At 59.8% G+C, this 16961-nt stretch carries 13 protein-coding genes and 1 riboswitch; of the genes, 7 read left to right on the plus strand and 6 right to left on the minus strand.

All coding sequences use genetic code 11. The features are described from left to right. Nucleotides 1-83 precede the first annotated feature (83 nt). Nucleotides 84-497: a type II toxin-antitoxin system VapC family toxin gene (locus AC0IM9_RS02985; protein ID WP_482802999.1), complete on the minus strand. Its 414-nt coding sequence runs from the start codon at nt 495-497 to the stop codon at nt 84-86. Continuing rightward, the gene (locus AC0IM9_RS02990) at nt 494-748 is read right to left on the minus strand and encodes an antitoxin (RefSeq protein ID WP_278211102.1); all 255 of its coding nucleotides are present in this window, start codon (nt 746-748) and stop codon (nt 494-496) included. Before AC0IM9_RS02990 ends, AC0IM9_RS02985 begins: the two co-directional genes overlap by 4 nt. A gap of 200 nt (nt 749-948) precedes the next feature. Next, nucleotides 949-1165, plus strand: a riboswitch (cobalamin riboswitch). Nucleotides 1166-1284: 119 nt separating this feature from the next. Between AC0IM9_RS02990 and AC0IM9_RS02995 the strand changes: the two genes are divergently transcribed. The 3 genes from AC0IM9_RS02995 to AC0IM9_RS03005 all read left to right on the plus strand — a co-directional run bounded on the left by AC0IM9_RS02995 (nt 1285) and on the right by AC0IM9_RS03005 (nt 5654). Beyond that, a complete protein-coding gene (locus AC0IM9_RS02995) occupies nt 1285-4179 on the plus strand; it encodes a ribonucleoside-diphosphate reductase subunit alpha (protein ID WP_482803000.1) in 2895 nt (964 codons plus the stop codon). Continuing rightward, nucleotides 4176-5297, plus strand: a complete 1122-nt coding sequence (locus AC0IM9_RS03000; protein ID WP_482803001.1) for a ribonucleotide-diphosphate reductase subunit beta — start codon at nt 4176-4178, stop codon at nt 5295-5297. The genes AC0IM9_RS02995 and AC0IM9_RS03000 overlap by 4 nt, the downstream gene beginning before the upstream one ends. Before the next feature lie 69 nt (nt 5298-5366). Further along, nucleotides 5367-5654, plus strand: a complete 288-nt coding sequence (locus AC0IM9_RS03005; protein ID WP_482803002.1) for a cysteine-rich CWC family protein — start codon at nt 5367-5369, stop codon at nt 5652-5654. Here the strand turns inward: AC0IM9_RS03005 and AC0IM9_RS03010 are convergent. Continuing rightward, nucleotides 5588-6388 (minus strand): hypothetical protein, encoded by an 801-nt coding sequence (locus AC0IM9_RS03010; protein WP_482803003.1) that lies wholly within the window; start codon nt 6386-6388, stop codon nt 5588-5590. The genes AC0IM9_RS03005 and AC0IM9_RS03010 overlap by 67 nt on opposite strands. An 836-nt stretch (nt 6389-7224) precedes the next feature. On the opposite strand from AC0IM9_RS03010, the gene AC0IM9_RS03015 reads away from it, so the two are divergent. From AC0IM9_RS03015 to AC0IM9_RS03030, 4 genes are all read left to right on the plus strand, one after another. After that, nucleotides 7225-8751, plus strand: a complete 1527-nt coding sequence (locus tag AC0IM9_RS03015; protein WP_482803004.1) for a phytoene desaturase family protein — start codon at nt 7225-7227, stop codon at nt 8749-8751. A 42-nt stretch (nt 8752-8793) separates the two neighbouring features. Further along, nucleotides 8794-10383 (plus strand): aldehyde dehydrogenase family protein, encoded by a 1590-nt coding sequence (locus AC0IM9_RS03020; RefSeq protein WP_482803005.1) that lies wholly within the window; start codon nt 8794-8796, stop codon nt 10381-10383. A 2-nt stretch (nt 10384-10385) separates the two neighbouring features. Further along, on the plus strand, nt 10386-11888 hold the full coding sequence (locus tag AC0IM9_RS03025) for a phytoene desaturase family protein (protein WP_482803006.1): 1503 nt from the start codon (nt 10386-10388) through the stop codon (nt 11886-11888). Between the two features lie 93 nt (nt 11889-11981). Further along, nucleotides 11982-12389: a hypothetical protein gene (locus AC0IM9_RS03030; RefSeq protein ID WP_445371302.1), complete on the plus strand. Its 408-nt coding sequence runs from the start codon at nt 11982-11984 to the stop codon at nt 12387-12389. A 40-nt stretch (nt 12390-12429) separates the two neighbouring features. Here the strand turns inward: AC0IM9_RS03030 and AC0IM9_RS03035 are convergent, their stop codons facing one another. The 3 genes from AC0IM9_RS03035 to AC0IM9_RS03045 form a co-directional block, all read right to left on the minus strand. Then, complete coding sequence (locus AC0IM9_RS03035) at nt 12430-13563, minus strand: methyl-accepting chemotaxis protein (protein WP_482803007.1); 1134 nt, start codon at nt 13561-13563, stop codon at nt 12430-12432. Nucleotides 13564-13830: 267 nt separating this feature from the next. Continuing rightward, nucleotides 13831-16242, minus strand: a complete 2412-nt coding sequence (locus tag AC0IM9_RS03040; RefSeq protein WP_482803008.1) for an FtsX-like permease family protein — start codon at nt 16240-16242, stop codon at nt 13831-13833. After that, on the minus strand, nt 16239-16934 hold the full coding sequence (locus AC0IM9_RS03045) for an ABC transporter ATP-binding protein (protein ID WP_445371299.1): 696 nt from the start codon (nt 16932-16934) through the stop codon (nt 16239-16241). The genes AC0IM9_RS03040 and AC0IM9_RS03045 overlap by 4 nt, the downstream gene beginning before the upstream one ends. Between the last annotated feature and the right edge of the window lie 27 nt (nt 16935-16961).

Genomic DNA, 16961 nt, shown 5'->3' on the forward strand with positions numbered 1-16961 from the left:
GCGCGATTGATGCGCTTCGCTAGCGCTCAGCGCATCCTGCGTTTAGTGCGAAGCGGCATTTACAGAACAATTGCGCCGAAAAGTTACCGCTCACTTGCCCAATCCTCGACCGCCAAACCCTCAATCCGCTCGAATTCCCGCACGTTATGCGTGACCAAGCGAGCGCCAATCGCCAGCGCATGGCAGGCAATCCACAAACCGTTGGCGCCTATCGGCGTTCCGGCCGATTTCAGCCGAGTAAATTGGCTTGCGTAGTGCCGGCATAACGCACCGCCAACGGCGTATTCGACCGGGACGATCCGCAGCAATTGTTCCAACTGCGTCAGCACCTTTTCCTTGCGCTGGCTGCCCTCGGCGGCTTTCAACAACTCGGCATAGGTGACGAACGACATGCACAGCCTACTATCGGCGGGCAAACTATTGATGCGTTCGGCTACTGCCGGCGGTTTATTTTTGATCAGATAGATCAGCATGTTGGTATCCAGCATGTAGATCATAAAGACTCGCGCTCCTGCATCGGCGCTTGTTCGCGGGCGTCTTCGAGCAAACGTTCGGCAAAGTCGTCGTCGAAATCTTGCAGAACCGCCAACAAGGCGCCGCCGCGGTCGGCCGGCACCGGGTGAATCAGCAAATCGCCGTTAGGGCAGCGGCTGATTTCCACTTGGCTAACGTCCAGACGAAATTCCTGCGGAATCCTCACCGCTTGGCTATTGCCGTTTTTGAAGATGCGGGTGGTCAAGGTGGTCATGCTGCTGCCTCCTGTGTGTACGATGTGTGTGTATTATTATGCGGTTGCTGTAACGACACAAGCCATGCCCGCCCGAATCGACGAATTCCTGTCGATAGACTTGCCCGTGTCGATTGTTGTTCACTATATACGGGGTTGAATTAAATAAATTTACGCAATATATAGTATTTATTGGCTTGACAGATCACTTTGCCCCACCTAAACTCCCGCCCCGAGACGGTTCCCCCCGAAGGGGATTAAAAGGGAATCCGGTCGGCGCTTGTGCGTTTTTCGCATGATCGCCGGAAAGCCGGAGCTGCCCCCGCAACTGTAATCGGCGAGTCTTTGTTCAACGATGCCACTGGACGCGAGTCCGGGAAGGCTGAACCGAGGCGGTGACCCGAGAGCCAGGAGACCTGCCCTCGAAACTTCAATCAACCGGGAGCGGGGTGTCTCCGAGGACGATGGCAAGCGTTGCGGGTCGGGCGATTTCGGGTTCGCGCCGCGCGCCAGCCGTTGCGGCTTCCCGCTTCCCGCCCCAGAGCAAGGAGAATCGCATGCAAACCGCCACCGTCCGCGCGTCCGCCCATTATGCCCCTGCCGGCGAAGCCGCCTCGTTACCCCCGTCGTTACCGCCGTACGCCGGCCTGGAAGTGATCCGCCGCAATCGCGCGGTGGTCGGCTTTCAGCCGGAAAAAATTGCCATCGCCATTACCAAGGCCTTTCTGGCGGTGGAGGGCCAGCACGGCGTCAACTCGGCGCGCATCCGGGATCAGGTGGCGCAACTCACCGCCACTGTGGTCGAAGCCTTGAGCCGGCGCCTGCCCGGCGGCGGCAGCGTGCATATCGAGGACATTCAAGACCAGGTGGAACTGGCGTTGATGCGCTCCGGCGCCCACGACGTGGCCCGCGCCTACGTGCTGTACCGGGAAAAACACGCCGAGCAACGCGCCGCACAACAAGTCCACGCAGATGAAACGCCAGCCCTGCAAGTAGACGACAACGGTCAACGCCGACCGTTGGATCACGCCGCCTTCATCGCCTTATGCCGCGAGGCCTGTGCCGGTTTGACCGGCGCCGATGCCGAACGGGTGTGGGCGCAAACCCTGCCCAATCTGTATGACGGCATGCCGCTGGCGGCGGTGCGCCAGGCGCTGGTGCTGGCGGCGCGCACTTTGATCGAAACCGACCCGGACTACGCCAGAGTCGCCGCGCGCTTGCTGCTCAGCAATCTGCGCCTGGAAGCGACCGGTACGGCCTGGACCCAAGCGGACATGCACGAACATTACGCCGGCTGCTTTACCGAATTCGTCGCCGCCGGCGTGGCCGCCGAGTTGCTGGACCCGCGTCTGGCCGAATTCGATTTGGCCGCATTGGGCGCGGCCTTGCAGGCCGAGCGCGATCTGCAATTCGATTACCTGGGTCTGCAAACCCTGTACGACCGCTATTTCCTGCACATCGACGGTCGCCGCATCGAGCTGCCGCAATGCTTTTTCATGCGGGTGGCGATGGGGCTGGCCTTGAACGAGATCGACCGCGAGGCCCGCGCCATCGAGTTTTACCGCTTGCTGTCCAGCTTCGATTTCATGTGCTCGACGCCGACCTTGTTCAACAGCGGCACCCGTCATCCGCAATTGTCGTCGTGCTACCTGACCACGGTCTCCGACGACTTGGACGGCATTTACCAAGGCATCAAGGAAAACGCGCTGCTGCAAAAATACGCCGGCGGCCTGGGCAACGACTGGACGCCGGTGCGGGCGCTGGGCAGCCGCATCAAGGGCACCAATGGCCACAGCCAGGGCGTGATTCCATTCTTGAAGGTGGTCAACGATACTGCCGTCGCGGTCAATCAGGGCGGCAAGCGCAAGGGCGCGGTCTGCGCCTATCTGGAAAACTGGCATCTGGATTTCGAGGAATTTCTGGAATTGCGCAAAAACACCGGCGACGAACGCCGCCGCTGCCACGACATGAACACCGCCGCCTGGGTGTCGGATTTGTTCATGCAGCGGGTGCGGGACAACGGCGACTGGACCTTGTTTTCGCCAGTGGACGCGCCGGACTTGCACAATTTGTACGGCGCCGCCTTCGCCGAGGCTTATCAAGCCTACGAAGCCAAGGCCGAGCGCGGCGAAATCCAATTGTACAAACGCATCGGCGCGGTGCAATTGTGGCGCAAGATGCTGACCATGCTGTTCGAGACCGGCCACCCGTGGCTTACCTTCAAGGACGCCTGCAACCTGCGTTCGCCGCAGCAACACGCCGGCGTGATTCACAGCTCCAACCTGTGCACCGAAATCACGCTGAATACGTCCGCCGACGAAACCGCGGTCTGCAACCTGGGTTCGGTGAATCTGCCGGCGCATCTGGTCGAGCGCGACGGCGTCTGGCAACTGGATGCCGGCAAGCTGCAACGCACCGTCGCCACCGCGATGCGCATGCTGGACAACGTCATCGACATCAACTACTACGCCACGCCCAAGGCCCGCAACGCCAACCTGCGCCACCGTCCGGTCGGCCTGGGGATGATGGGGTTTGCCGACTGCCTGCAGCGTTTGGGCGTCGGCTACGCCAGTGCGGAAGCGCTGGAATTCGCCGACCGTTCGACGGAAATGCTGTGCTACCACGCCTACCGGGCTTCGGCGGATTTGGCCGAGCAGCGCGGCCGCTACAGCAGCTTTGCCGGTAGCTTGTGGCAGCAAGGTTTGCTGCCGCCGGACACTCTGGAACGCTTGAGCGAAACCCGCGGCGATTTGGGTGTGCCCGCCGGCGGGCAACTGGATTGGCAGGCCTTGCGCCAGCGCATCGGCAAAGTCGGCATGCGCAATTCCAATTGCGTGGCGATTGCACCGACCGCGACCATCGCCAACATCGTCGGCGTGTCGGCGTCCATCGAACCGGTGTATCAAAACCTGTATGTCAAATCCAATCTGTCCGGCGAATTTACCGTGGTCAACGCCGCGCTGGTGCGCGAGTTGAAGGCGTTGGGCTTGTGGGACGAAGTGATGGTGGCCGATTTGAAATATTTCGACGGCTCGCTGGCGGCCATCGAGCGGGTGCCGGCGGAGGTCAAGGCGCGTTACGCCACGGCGTTCGAAATCGACCCGGAATGTCTGGTCGAGGCCGCCGCCCGCCGCCAGAAGTGGATAGACCAGTCGCAGTCGCTGAACCTGTACGTCGCCGCGCCCACCGGCAGCAAGCTGGACCACCTGTATCGGCTGGCTTGGCAACGCGGCTTGAAGACCACGTATTATCTGCGCAGCTTGGGGGCGACGGCGATGGAGAAAACCGGCGGCGCCAGCGATTACGGTTCCCAGGCTTCGTGCCGGAACCCAGTGGAGAATGCCCCGGCGTCCGAAACCGCGGAGCGGTTCGAGCTGCATTCCCACGCCGAGCGTGGGAATGAGATGAAAGCCTGCTCGATTACCGATCCTGATTGCGAGGCCTGCCAATGAAGACCGGATTAGCGTTTGACGATTGGAATTTGCCGGCCGCGCCGGCTGCCGACGCGGAACGGTTCGCCGAGGACACGGGAGACGGCAACGGCGCGCGTCGGACCGATTCGACCTTGCCGCCGGTCGAGGCCGGGCAAAAGCGGGTGGTCAACGGCCAGGGCGACATCAATCAGTTGGCGCCTTTCAAATACCCGTGGGCTTGGTCGTTTTTCCTGAACGCCAACCGCAACCACTGGACGCCGCTGGAAATCTCGATGGCGCAAGACCTGCACGATTACCAGCATGCGCTGACGCCGGCCGAGCGCCACGTGTTCGAGAACGTGCTGGCCTATCTGACCACCTCCGACATTCTGGCGATGCGCAACATCGGCCTGGCGGTGATGGAAAAGATGAGCGCGCCGGAACTGCAAATCTACCAGGCCCGGCAAGTCTACGAGGAAGCGTTGCACACCTGGACCTACCAGCACTGCATCGAAACCCTGGGGCTGGACCAGCGCGAAATCTACAACCGCTACCGGGTGGTGCCGGAAATCCACGGCAAGATCGCGCTGGCCAACCGCCGCCTGCACGGCGTGCTGCAATCCGGGCGGCCATTGACCGACCGCGACGCGCTGCACGAATTTGCCATGGCCTATCTGTTCTTCGCCGCCGTGTTCGAGGGTTGCTGGTTTTACAACGGCTTCAGCCCGGTGTTCGCGTTGCAGCGGCGCGGTTTGATGAAGGGCGCCGCCGAGCAGCTTCAGTACATCATGCGCGACGAAGTGCTGCATTGTGCCTTCGGCATCCGCGTAGTACGGCAGTTGCTGGAGGAAGAAAATCTGGCATTGGACCCGCAAGCGCTGCGGCAAATGTGGGACGAAGCCGAAGCCGCCGAAGCGGCCTACGCCGGTTACATCCTGCGCCAGCCTATCCTGGGCTACAACGCCGGTTTGCACATCGAGCAATTCCGCTACGTCGCCAATCGCCGCGCGCGGCAAGTCGGCTTGGAGGAACCATTCCCCGGCGCCGGCAATGTCTTGCCGTGGCTGGACGAACAAGCCAATCTGCGCAAGGAAAAAAACTTCTTCGAAACCCGCGTCACCGAATACCAGACCGGCGGGGCGTTGGCGTGGGAGTGAGCGGGTGAGGGCATTTGAATTATGGGAAAATCTGTTTGTTAGCGGCAGACGTTTTAAAGAGGACATAGGTTGAGCAGCACAACTACCGATAGCGAGCACGAACCCAAACATTGCCCGCGCTGCGGCCGGCAATTCGGCTGTAACGCCGACAACATCGGTCGTTGCGAGTGCGCCAGTGTCGAATTGTCGCCCGACGCGCGCAACAAAATTCGGCAGATTTACGCCGATTGTCTGTGTCCGTTTTGCTTACGGGGGTTGCAGGGTGGCATGCAGGTCTGGCGGATTACGGGTCAAGTACACCAGGCCTCGACGATTCGGGTTTCGTGCCGGCCGCCGGCTAGCTCTCCCGGCGGATGAATCTGCCAGGGCCATTGGCCGATACATGCGGCGTCGGTTTGAAACCCGCACAGCAGGCTACGGTAGTCCATCCGGTCGATTAAGGCGTCGTGGCGGTCGAAGTGGCGGTCTTCAACTTCGGTGATCAGGCAGATCGGCACTTGCCATGCCTGCAACCAGCGTAGATGGGCTTGCACCAGTTCCCGGCCGAAGGCCTCGAGCAGATTTTCGTCGGTTACTCGCGAGGCCAAGTAAGCGATCGGTAATACCGGCAGTTGCGTCAGGCAATTCACCGATGCCACCCAATCCGGCGGTGTGTCGAGCTGTGGCAACACCGGGTGCGATAACAATTCGGCGGGCGGCAGGCGGCGGTGGTTCGCCAACCAGTCGACGATACCGGTAACGTCGTGAGGACAGCAATGCACGCGTTGCGGCCAGCGTCTGCTGAGTCGCCGAGCGCCGGGGCCGAAGCAAATGTCCAATAACACGAGGCGATCGAAGCGGTCGAGCAACTCGGCCACCGGCAGGTCGTGGACGCTACCGCCGCCGACGATCAGTGCGCAGGCACGATTCGGCCCGGCGCGTTCGGCGGCGTTCAGCAAGGCGGCACGGGTGGCGGCCAAATGCGCTTGCCAAGCTTTGCGGCAGCGGCGGTGGCGGGTTTCCAGCGCCGCGGTCTCGCCGGCATAACCTAGTCGGCGGGCGCCTGGGCTGGCCGCGCGGGTACCCAAATAGTGAATGAACTCTGAGATCATGGAAATCCGATGGTTAGTCGAAAGCCGGCCCATGGCGGTTTGGTCGAGGTTTGTCCGCTAAATGCCGGCCATGCACGGAAAGCTTGGCTGTTTTTGTGACGCTTACCGCTTTCTGTCGTTAATTTTTCGGTTTGTGCGGCCAAACATTATGGCATCTGTGATTGCGGTCAAGGTTTTTGGTCCCGGCTGCTTCTATAACTAACCCCGAACTATGAGCATTGGCTGGGCGATAGGGTTCCGGAGCGAATACCTGGCCCAGTTGGAAGCACAGTTCCCCCTCTTTAACTTCGGCCCCGTTGTTTCGGGGCTTTTTTTTGCGTTGGCGTCGGTAAATTCGTCGGTTCCGAGCGGCGGGAGGCCACGCCAGACAAGGGCTGGCGCCGCGTGCGACAAAACGTCGCAGTTTTTCTGGACAACGGTTTTTTTATCCCCTACAATGCGCCCACCTTGAGTAGGTAACCCGCTTCGCAAGAGCCGGAGCCTGCCATATGGGGGAGGGAGGAAAGCGACCAGCTTGCTGGTAGAAAAACAATAACAAGCGCGAGCCATTAAACTGTCGGATTACCCGGCAGGCGTCCAACACATAAAAAATAGAACCGGACGAAGCCCACTTAGGTGGGCTTTTTTATGCCCGTAACATCGGCAACGGATCTGCCAGGCGCGACAGGTTGATTCGTGTCCGCCGCCCCCGAAAAATCCCCGCTATTCCCGTGTTCCCGGAGCGAACCGCAAGCTTGTTTTGACTGCGCCAGGCCGATCAAAAATCGCTTTTTCGATTTTTGCTGATACATTACCGGCATATTTCAAGGAAATCGATAGCAATCCCCAGTCTGAACATGAGCCAATCCAAACACATCATCATCGTCGGCGCCGGTCCGGGAGGCTTGTGCGCAGGCATGATCCTGAGCCAGCGCGGTTTCAAAGTCTCGATTTACGACAAGCATCCGGAAGTGGGCGGCCGCAATCGGCCGATTCGCCTCGACGGTTTTACCTTCGATACCGGTCCCACCTTTTTGTTGATGAAAGGCGTGTTGGACGAAATGTTCGAATTGTGCGGACGGCGGAGTGAGGATTACCTGGAGTTTCTACCGCTGTCGCCGATGTACCGACTGGTGTACGACGACCGTCAGATCGAAGTGTATTCCGACCGGGAAAACATGCGGGCCGAGTTGAACCGGGTGTTCGACGAAGGTACGGCCGGTTACGAAGCGTTCTTGCAACTCGAGCGCAAACGCTTCAACGCGCTTTACCCTTGTATCACCCGCGACTATTCGAACCTGAGTTCGTTTTTATCGGCGGATTTGATCAAGGCATTGCCGTGGCTGGCGTTCCCGAAAAGCGTGTTCGCCAATCTGGGCCGCTATTTCACGCAGGAAAAGATGCGGCTGGCTTTTTGTTTCCAGTCCAAATATCTGGGCATGTCGCCGTGGGAATGTCCGGCACTGTTCACCATGTTGCCTTATCTGGAACACGAATACGGTATCTACCACGTGGCCGGCGGCTTGAACCGCATCGCCGCGGCGATGGCGCAAGTCGTCACCGAAAACGGCGGCGAAATTCATACCTCGACCGGCGTCAAGTCGTTATGGGTCGAAGACGGCGCCGTTAAGGGCGTGATCCTCGACGACGGCAGCCAGGTGCGCGGCGACGAAACGGTGGTGAATGCCGATTTCGCCCACGCCATGAGCCGGCTGGCGCCGGCCGGCAGCCTGAAAAAATACGCGCCGGAGAAATTGCAAAAGCTCGATTACTCCTGCTCCACCTTCATGCTTTACCTGGGGCTGGACAAACGTTACGACTTGCCGCATCACACCATCGTCTTCGCCAAGGATTACCGGACCAACATCGACAATATTTTCGCCAATAAGACCTTGAGTGCGGATTTGTCGTTCTACGTGCAAAACGCCTCCGTCAATGATCCGAGTCTGGCCCCGCCCGGAAAATCGGCGCTGTACGTGTTGGCGCCGATGCCGAACAACGACAGCGGGCTGGATTGGGAGGCCCATTGCCAGACGGTGCGCGAACAAGTACTGGATAGCCTGGGCGCGCGCTTGGGTCTGGCCGACATTCGCGACCATATCGAATGCGAAAAAATCATCACGCCAAGCGATTGGGAGCGGGACGAATACGTTCACAAAGGTGCTACTTTCAGCCTGGCGCATAAATTCAGCCAGATGCTGTATTGGCGGCCGCATAACCGCTTTGAAGAACTGGACAACTGCTACCTGGTCGGCGGCGGTACCCATCCCGGCAGCGGCTTGCCGACCATTTACGAATCGGCGCGCATCTCCGCGAACATGATTTCCCGCAAGCACGGTGCCGCGTTTGCCGAGATCCAGCACAGCCGCTGGCTGAAGTCGTAACAGCAGGGTGCCAGGTTTGTTTACTGACCGGTTTTGCTAGCCGTGGCGACGTTACAGGCTTTTTCGCCCTTGGATGGCCGCTTGCTCGGCGAATACCCGGTCGCCACCGAGGACGACATCCGCCGGACCCTGCAGCGCGCCCGTGCCGCGGCCAGTATTTGGAGCGAAACGCCGGTCAAGCAACGCTGCCGGATTCTGGCGAAATTCGGCGAACTGCTCCTGGCCGAACTCGACGCCATCGTCGATTGCCTGCGGCTGACCTCCGGCAAGGTGGCTTGCGAAGCCTTGCTCGGCGAGATCTATCCGCTGCTGGATTTGCTGGCGTATTACCGTAAACACGCGCCGGATATTTTGGCCGAACGCGGCGTGACGACGTCGCCATTCGCTTTTCCCGGCGCCACTGCCAAGGTCTGTTACCGGCCTGTCGGCGTCGCCGCGGTGATTTCGCCGTGGAATTACCCGTTTCAATTGTCGGTGGCGCCGCTGTTGACTGCCTTGTTCGCCGGCAATGCCGTGATTTTGAAACCTTCGGAACTCAGCCTGCCGGTCGGCCAACTGATTGTCGATTTGTTCCAGCGCCTGGATTTGCCGCCGGATTTGGTGCAATGGTTGCCTGGTGATGGTTCGGTCGGCGCGCAATTGATCGACGCCGGCCCGGATCTGGTGTTTTTCACCGGCAGTTTGGCGGGTGGGCAGGCGGTGATGCGCCAGGCGGCGCAGCATCCGATTCCGGTCTTGCTGGAATTGGGCGGCAAGGACGCGATGTTGGTGTTCGCTGACGCCGATTTGGATCGGGCCGCCGCTGCCGCGGTTTACGGCGCGTTCAGCAACAGCGGTCAGGTTTGCGTCTCGGTGGAACGCCTGTACCTGCAACGCCAGTGCCACGACCAATTTCTGCAGCGCTTGCTCGACGCCAGCAAGCAACTGCGGGTCGGTACCGGTGCCGATGTCGAGTTGGGGGCGATGGTTTCCGGCCGGCAAATCGAACTGATCAAGGCGCACTACGACGACGCACTGGCGCAAGGCGCTGTAGCTTCCGGGCCGTTGGTTTGCGACGGCAACTTCGTCCGGCCGCTGGTGTTGTGGAATGTGCACCACGGCATGCGCGTGATGCGGGAAGAGAGTTTCGGCCCCTTGCTGCCGGTGATGGCATTCGACAGCGAAGCCGATGCGGTAGCGCTGGCCAACGACAGCGAGTTCGGTTTGAATGCCTCGGTCTGGAGCCGCGATATCGCTAAAGCCGAACGGGTGGCTCAGCAACTGCAAGTCGGCAACTGGGCGGTCAACGACGTGATCAAGAATATCGGCCATGCCGGCTTGCCGTTCGGCGGCGTCAAACGCAGCGGTTTCGGCCGTTATCACGGTGCGGAAGGCCTGCTGGCGTTCAGCTACCCGGTGTCCGGGTTGACCAGCCGCAGCCATTTGCCGAAGGAACCCAACTGGTTTCCGTATTCGGCGCAACATTACCGGGCGTTGCAAGGCTACCTCGATTTCGTCTACGGCGGCGGTTCGCTGCGGCAACGCATAAAACGCAATTGGCCGGCCTTGCAGGCGTTTCGCGAGTATTCGGCGTTCGATCTGGTCCAGCGCTGGCACAACCTGAAATTACTGCTGTCTTGGCATAGGAAATAGTGATGAAGCAAAACCTTGGGAATCAAAAAGTCGTTGTGATCGGCGCCGGCCTCGGCGGTTTGTCTGCGGCAATCTCGTTAGCCAGCGAAGGCTTTCAGGTCGAGTTGCTGGAAAAGAACGACAAGGTCGGCGGCAAACTCAATATCATGACCCAGGCCGGATTCACCTTCGATTTGGGGCCATCGATCCTGACCATGCCGCACGTGTTCGAAGCCTTGTTCGAGCGCGCGGGCAAGCGCATGGCCGATTATGTCGCTATCGAAAAAGTCGAACCGCACTGGCGCAATTTCTTCGAAGACGGCACCGTCGTCGACTTGTGCGAAGACCCGGACCACCAGCGCCGGGAACTGGACAAGCTCGGTCCGCAGGTCTACCAAGAATTTCAGCGTTTCATGGCGTATTCGCAAGAACTCACCCAAGAAACCGAAGCCGGGTATTTCGCCAAAGGCCTGGACGGATTTTGGGAGCTGCTGAAATTCTACGGCCCGCTACGCAGTCTGAAATTCGACGTATTCCGCACCATGAACCAAGGCGTCCGCCGTTTCGTCTCGGATCCGAAACTGGTCGACATTCTGAATTATTTCATCAAGTACGTCGGTTCCTCGCCCTACGACGCGCCGGCCCTGATGAATCTGATGCCTTATATCCAGTACGGCTACGGGTTGTGGTACGTCAAAGGCGGTATGTACGGTCTGGCCCAGGCCATGGAACGACTGGCGTTGGAACTGGGCGTGACGATACGCGTTAATGTCGAAGTCACCGAAATCGAACGCCAAAACGGCCGGGCGACCGGCGTGCGTCTGGCCGATGGCGAACGGTTGCCGGCCGAGATCGTGGTTTCGAACATGGAAGTGATCCCGGCGATGCAGAAGTTGCTAAACAGCACCCCGGCCGAGCTGAAACCGATGCAGCGCTTCGAACCGAGCTGCTCCGGACTGGTATTGCACCTGGGCGTGGACCGGATTTATCCGCAACTGGCTCACCACAATTTCTTTTATTCCGCCGACTCGCGGGCGCATTTCGACGCGGTGTTTCACAGCCACCGATTATCCGACGACCCCACCATCTACTTGGTCGCACCCTGCAAAACCGACCCGGCGCAGGCCCCGGCCGGTTGCGAAATCATCAAGATTCTGCCGCACATTCCGCATTTGGACCCGGAGAAACCGTTAAGCGCCGAGGATTACTTGGCTCTACGCGAACGGGTGTTGCTGAAGTTGGAACGGATGGGACTGACCGATCTGCGCCGGCACATCGTCACCGAAGAATACTGGACGCCGCTGGATATTGAGGCCCGCTATTACTCGAACCTGGGCTCGATCTACGGCGTCGTGGCCGACCGCAACAAAAATCTGGGCTTCAAAGCGCCGCAACGCAGCAGCCAGTTGCCGAATTTGTATTTCGTCGGCGGCAGCGTCAATCCGGGCGGCGGCATGCCGATGGTGACGTTGTCCGGGCAATTGGTGCGGGACAAAATCTTGGCGGATATGGGATTGTTGCGTTAGCCCGGCTACGGACTAAAATGATTTCCGGTTGGGCCGGGTTCGACGCCGAGCCGGAGCGCATTAGAGTCTGCCGTTAATGTTTCGAGCAATTTTATGATCTTATTTTTCAAGGATATTCCGGTTAACTCCCGACCCAACGAATTGTACAGCCTGATAGCCTCGGCCGTTGGCGGTGAAGCGGACAGCGGCGAGGTGTTGAAAGCCGAAGTCATGGTGATTCGGGACAAACGGACCAACGCGCTGGAATACCATGGCTTGACCATGATCAACTCGGAACAGTTCGGCTTCAAGGTCATCGAACGACTGAACGGTAAGCCTTTCAACGGTAGCGAAATCCAGGTAAGACCCTATAACTTCCGGGACTATTTGAACGATCGCCGACGCAGCGCCAACGCTCAGGTAGCAAGCGAGCAAAGACGGCAGGAACGTCGGCGCGGCGACCGCATCGAAATTTTTATCGATTTATCGAATATTTTTTTCGCTCCCGAGCCAGTGGTATAACGGCTGGCTCAAGCTCCGTAGCGGGGCGGGACCGGCACGATCAGGCGTGTTTGGCCTGACACAGCAAATTGCTGTTCAGCTCCGCGCTATGTGCCATCTTTTCCAAATTTGCCAGCACTTGCAGGCTGGCGTCTTCCATATTCCCGACCTCGCGCAGCATGGTTTCGTTATCGCCGGCAGCATGCGCTTTTAGCGCGCTGATGGCACTGGCGTGCACCGCGATATGCGGTTGCTCGATGTCGTGGTAACCGGGCAATTGCGAAAAACAGGCCTTGCCCTCGCCCTGGTAATACCATTTGCCCAAGCGGCATTCGGTGTGTTGCGCAAAATCGTGCACCGATTTTTGCGATAAATGGAACAGCACTTTGTACAGCTCGAACTTGTAAATCAGATGGTCCAGTTTTGCCAGCTCGCAAAAACTGCGTAACGACGACGCGGCCACCACTTGTTCCATCGTTACCGAAAAATCGAGCAGCTCGCGCATCGTGCCGGTGGCGCGCTGGCCGTCTTCGCTGAAGCTGAGCGACTGTTCCGCCAGCGAGTTCATCTGGTCGCGGGTGCCGCCGCTGGCAATCCGGATCGATTCGGCGAGTTTGGCGATTTTATTGGTGGCCTCGGCGGTTCTTTGCGCCAGGGTCCGCACCTCGTCGGCGACGACGGCAAAACCGCGCCCCTGTTCGCCGGCACGGGCCGATTCGATCGACGCGTTTAACGCCAGCAAATTGGTTTGATCGGCGATATCGTGGATCAACTTGACGACGCCGATGATTTCCCGCGAGCTCTGATCCAGCGACCCGGCTTGCTTTGCGGCAGTGCTGGAGGCGTCGGCCAGATTGGCCAGGTTTTTGGAAATGCGCTCGATGGCGTTGCTGCTGTTCAGGGAGATGCCTTGCGCTTCGACGGCATTGTCTTTCTCGTCGCGCAGGCGGTTTGCCAGCGTCAGCAAACTGCCTTGCATCGTGATTAAAGATTGGCCGAAGTTTTGCAGATGCCGCACCGTACCGGCCTGGCTGCGCAACTGCTGTTCCAGTTCGGCGTTGGTATTGTCGGCCGCTTGTAAACGCCGACGCAGTTGTTCGAGCTCGTTATCCTGTCGCTCGACACGTTGATTGGCTTTGGCCAGGTGTTGCTGCAACTCTTCGATTTCGCGTTTGCGGGTAAATATGGAAAACATAGTTCGGAAGTGGGTGGTAACGAGGTGATGTTTTTAAAAACGGGTTCTATTCAATCCTACGGATCGGGCAGGGTGCCGGAACCAGTATGGTCCGCTCTGCCGTTTTCTGCACCAGCTATCGGTTAAAGGTTAGCAGATTACGGTTTAGCTTGATTTTTCGCTTGCGCTGGCCGGTGTAAATCGATTCGGCTTAGTGACTTCGGTCAAGTGATTTAATTTATTCTAATATGCGGTTAAATGCGAGCTGATTCGGCGCCAAGGCGGCGTTCAATGCGACAAACAGTCGTGGATTGCCATTGTGGCTGCTTTCCGAGCCGGGAAATACGAGGCCACCGCAGCCAATAGCAGGATCAAGCCCAGCCATGACCAAGCCGCCGGCGCAGCGAATTGATAGTCCAGGCTGACCCCGAGCATGGTTTCGCCAAGTTGTTTGGCAAGTGGTTCGCCAGCCCAGTAGCCGAGCGGCAAGCTGATCAGCCAAGCCAGAATGCCGTGGAACAGACCTTCCAGCATGAACAGCCGGAACAGGGTCGGCGACGGCGCGCCGATCGCTCTCAGCACGCCGATTTCCCGGCTGCGTTGCAACACGCCGATGGCCAACGCGCCGGAAAGCCCGATACCGCCGACCGCGGCCAGCATCGCCGCCAAGCCGGATAAGGCACCGATTACCGGTTGAAATTGGTGGCGGGTGAATTCGCGTTGTTCCTGCCGGCCGTGAGTGTTGTAAATATCCAGTACGACGCCGCGCTGTTGCAACATTTCGCTGAGCCGGCGCAAGCGGCCGGATTCCTCCTCCCGTGTCCCCACCGGTGCCGACACCAGCGCCAACGATGCGGAATCGCCGCCAACCGATTTTTCGACGGTCTCCAGCGGCGCGTAGACCGGCTCCACGGCATATTGGCTGCCGGCCAGCCAGCGATACAAACCCACGACTTGCCAAGTTTGGCGATGTCTGCCGATCATCGCTTCGACGGTGTCGCCCGGTTGGATGCCGTTCAAGGCCGCCGTTTCGGCATTCAGCACCAGTACGGCCCGGCCGGCGTCGTCGGCTTGCAGCCAGCGGCCGCTCTCGATCCGGGGCCGGTAGTTTTCGCTAGCGGCCGGAAGTGCAAGCAATTGCAGGCCCATACTGCCTTTTTGGCGGAACATGCCGCGGTCGTGGCCGAGTTCCAGTGGCAGGCGGCGCCAAGTTTCGATCGTGCAGTCCGGATCGGCGGCTTTGATCGCATCTTGCAGCATTGGCTTGGGTTGGTCGTTGACGAAGCCCAATTTCAAGGAATAGCGGCTGCGGGCCATTTCGTTGTCTAAGGTCAGGTTGACCGAGGCGATCAGACTGGTCAGGCTCAAAAACGCCGCGCCGGCCACGACCAAGACGATTTGGGTCAACAACAGTCGGGTTTTGCGGCGGAACAGATTGCCGAGCGCGGCGGCGTAAACGGTAGGCAACCAGCGGCCCGCCAAACCTTGTAGCCAGCGGTCGATTCGGGCGTTGCCGAAATCCGCGCCCAGGCCGTAGCTGGCAATCGCATCGCGTACGGTCATTGTCGCTCCGCGCCATACCGGCCCGGCTGCGGCCAGCAGCGGCACCAGCAAGCCGCCGGCCACCAGATACGCCAGCGCGCGATAGGGGAGTTCGAATCCGCCGCAGTCGATATTGAAAATGGCCAGCAGCCGGCACGAGCCCAGATCAGCGGCCAGTGCCGCCGGCGGCGCGGCGACCAGGATGGACACAAACGCCAGCAACAGGGTTTCGCTCAGGTACAAACCGGCGACGGCGAGATGGCTGCCGCCGATCGCCTTCATCACGCCGATCTGGCTGGTTTGTTGGGCGATATGGGCCGAGACGGTGTTGACGATCAGGCTGGCGGACAGTGCCAACGCGGCCAAGGCCATGATTTCCAAAACACCGTTGATACCGGCCAGAAATGGCCGGCCCCAATGCCGGTCCGGGTCTTGCAGTAACGTCGCGTTGGCGGCGACGCCGTGTTCGGCGAGCAGGGTGCGGACCTGGACGGCGGCGGCACGGGCCTTGTCCTCGCTGTAAGGTTGCCGAACCCGTATCAGTAGTTGGCGAAAACCGTGAGGGGCGAGTCCGAATAGTTTTGCATCCGCGACCGAGCCGAAGAATACGGCCTGGCCGCCGAATTTGGGCGGTTTGACGAAGGGATGGCGGACGATGCCGTCCAGCGGGAAGCTGAGCACCCCACGTTCGGTTTGTAATTGTACGTTGCCGCCAAGGCCGAGGCCGCTGTTTTGTGCCGACAGGTTTTCGATAGCGAGCTTGCCCGATACGGGCCAGTTGCCGGCGACCAAAGCGGACTTGTCGTAAAGCTGGCGGGTGTAATCGCCGCGGATGATCAGACTGCCGTTCTGCCAGGCGCTTTCCGGCGTTGGCCGGAACCGCAAATTCAATTGGTTCAGCGCTTCGATCCCGGCAACATCGGGTAGTGCCGCGATTTGCTGTAACACGCCGGGATCGGCATCGCTACGTAATATCAGATTCAGGTGCGAAGGCTGCGATAAGCGGTGGGCGGCATCCATTTTTACCAGCAACAAATCGATCATGCCGAATATGGTGCCGACGCCGAACAAGCCGATGGCGATGCTGGCGACCGCCAACAGGCTGCGGCCTTTGTGACGCCACAAATCGGCGCGGAATTTATAAGCCAGCGCGCTCAACGCGGCTCCCAATGGCTATCGGCGTGCAGCCGACCGTCGCGGATTTCCAGTTTGCGGCTGGCGGCATCGGCCAGCGCCTCGTTGTGGGTGACCATCAGCAGGGTTTTGCCGCGGTCGCGCAGATGGCTGAACAAATCGAACACGGCATCGGCGCTGGCGCTGTCCAGATTGCCGGTCGGTTCGTCGGCGACGATCAACGGCGGATCGTTGGCCAGGGCGCGGGCGATGGCGGCCCGTTGCTGTTGGCCGCCGGATACCTGGCTCGGCAGGCGGTCGGCTGCGCCGCTCAAGCCCACGCTGTCCAGTAATTGCAGCGCCCGCTCGCGGCGTTGCGTTTTGCTCAATCGGCCGAGGAAGTCCATCGGCAGAATCACGTTTTGCAGCAGGCTTAGCGCCGGTAGCAGTTGGAAGAACTGAAACACGATGCCGACATGCTCGCCGCGCCAGCGTGCCAGTCGTTCGTTGCCGAGGTTTTGCAGGGCGTGGCCGGCGACGACGATTTCGCCACGGCTGGGGTGGTCGATGCCGGCGATCAGGTTCAATAGGGTGGATTTACCGTTGCCGGACGGCCCGACAATCGCGACGAATTCGCCGGTGGCAATGCGCAAATCGATGCCGTGCAATACCGTTTGCCGGCCGCCGGCTTGCGGGTAATCCTTGTAGACCTGATTCAGTTCGATAATGGGCTGCATGGCGCTCGCCAAATTGGGGTATGTTAC

Source organism: Methylomonas sp. Uni0011, assembly GCF_056850255.1.

What these genes read in the sequence shown, in the direction of transcription:
- AC0IM9_RS03045 (WP_445371299.1), bottom strand. Translation starts at nt 16,934, where the DNA reads ATGCAGCCCATTATCGAACTGAATCAGGTCTACAAGGATTACCCGCAA.
- AC0IM9_RS03000 (WP_482803001.1), top strand. Translation starts at nt 4,176, where the DNA reads ATGAAGACCGGATTAGCGTTTGACGATTGGAATTTGCCGGCCGCGCCG.
- AC0IM9_RS03010 (WP_482803003.1), bottom strand. Translation starts at nt 6,388, where the DNA reads ATGATCTCAGAGTTCATTCACTATTTGGGTACCCGCGCGGCCAGCCCA.
- AC0IM9_RS03015 (WP_482803004.1), top strand. Translation starts at nt 7,225, where the DNA reads ATGAGCCAATCCAAACACATCATCATCGTCGGCGCCGGTCCGGGAGGC.
- AC0IM9_RS03030 (WP_445371302.1), top strand. Translation starts at nt 11,982, where the DNA reads ATGATCTTATTTTTCAAGGATATTCCGGTTAACTCCCGACCCAACGAA.
- AC0IM9_RS03035 (WP_482803007.1), bottom strand. Translation starts at nt 13,563, where the DNA reads ATGTTTTCCATATTTACCCGCAAACGCGAAATCGAAGAGTTGCAGCAA.
- AC0IM9_RS03025 (WP_482803006.1), top strand. Translation starts at nt 10,386, where the DNA reads ATGAAGCAAAACCTTGGGAATCAAAAAGTCGTTGTGATCGGCGCCGGC.
- AC0IM9_RS02990 (WP_278211102.1), bottom strand. Translation starts at nt 748, where the DNA reads ATGACCACCTTGACCACCCGCATCTTCAAAAACGGCAATAGCCAAGCG.
- AC0IM9_RS02985 (WP_482802999.1), bottom strand. Translation starts at nt 497, where the DNA reads ATGATCTACATGCTGGATACCAACATGCTGATCTATCTGATCAAAAAT.
- AC0IM9_RS02995 (WP_482803000.1), top strand. Translation starts at nt 1,285, where the DNA reads ATGCAAACCGCCACCGTCCGCGCGTCCGCCCATTATGCCCCTGCCGGC.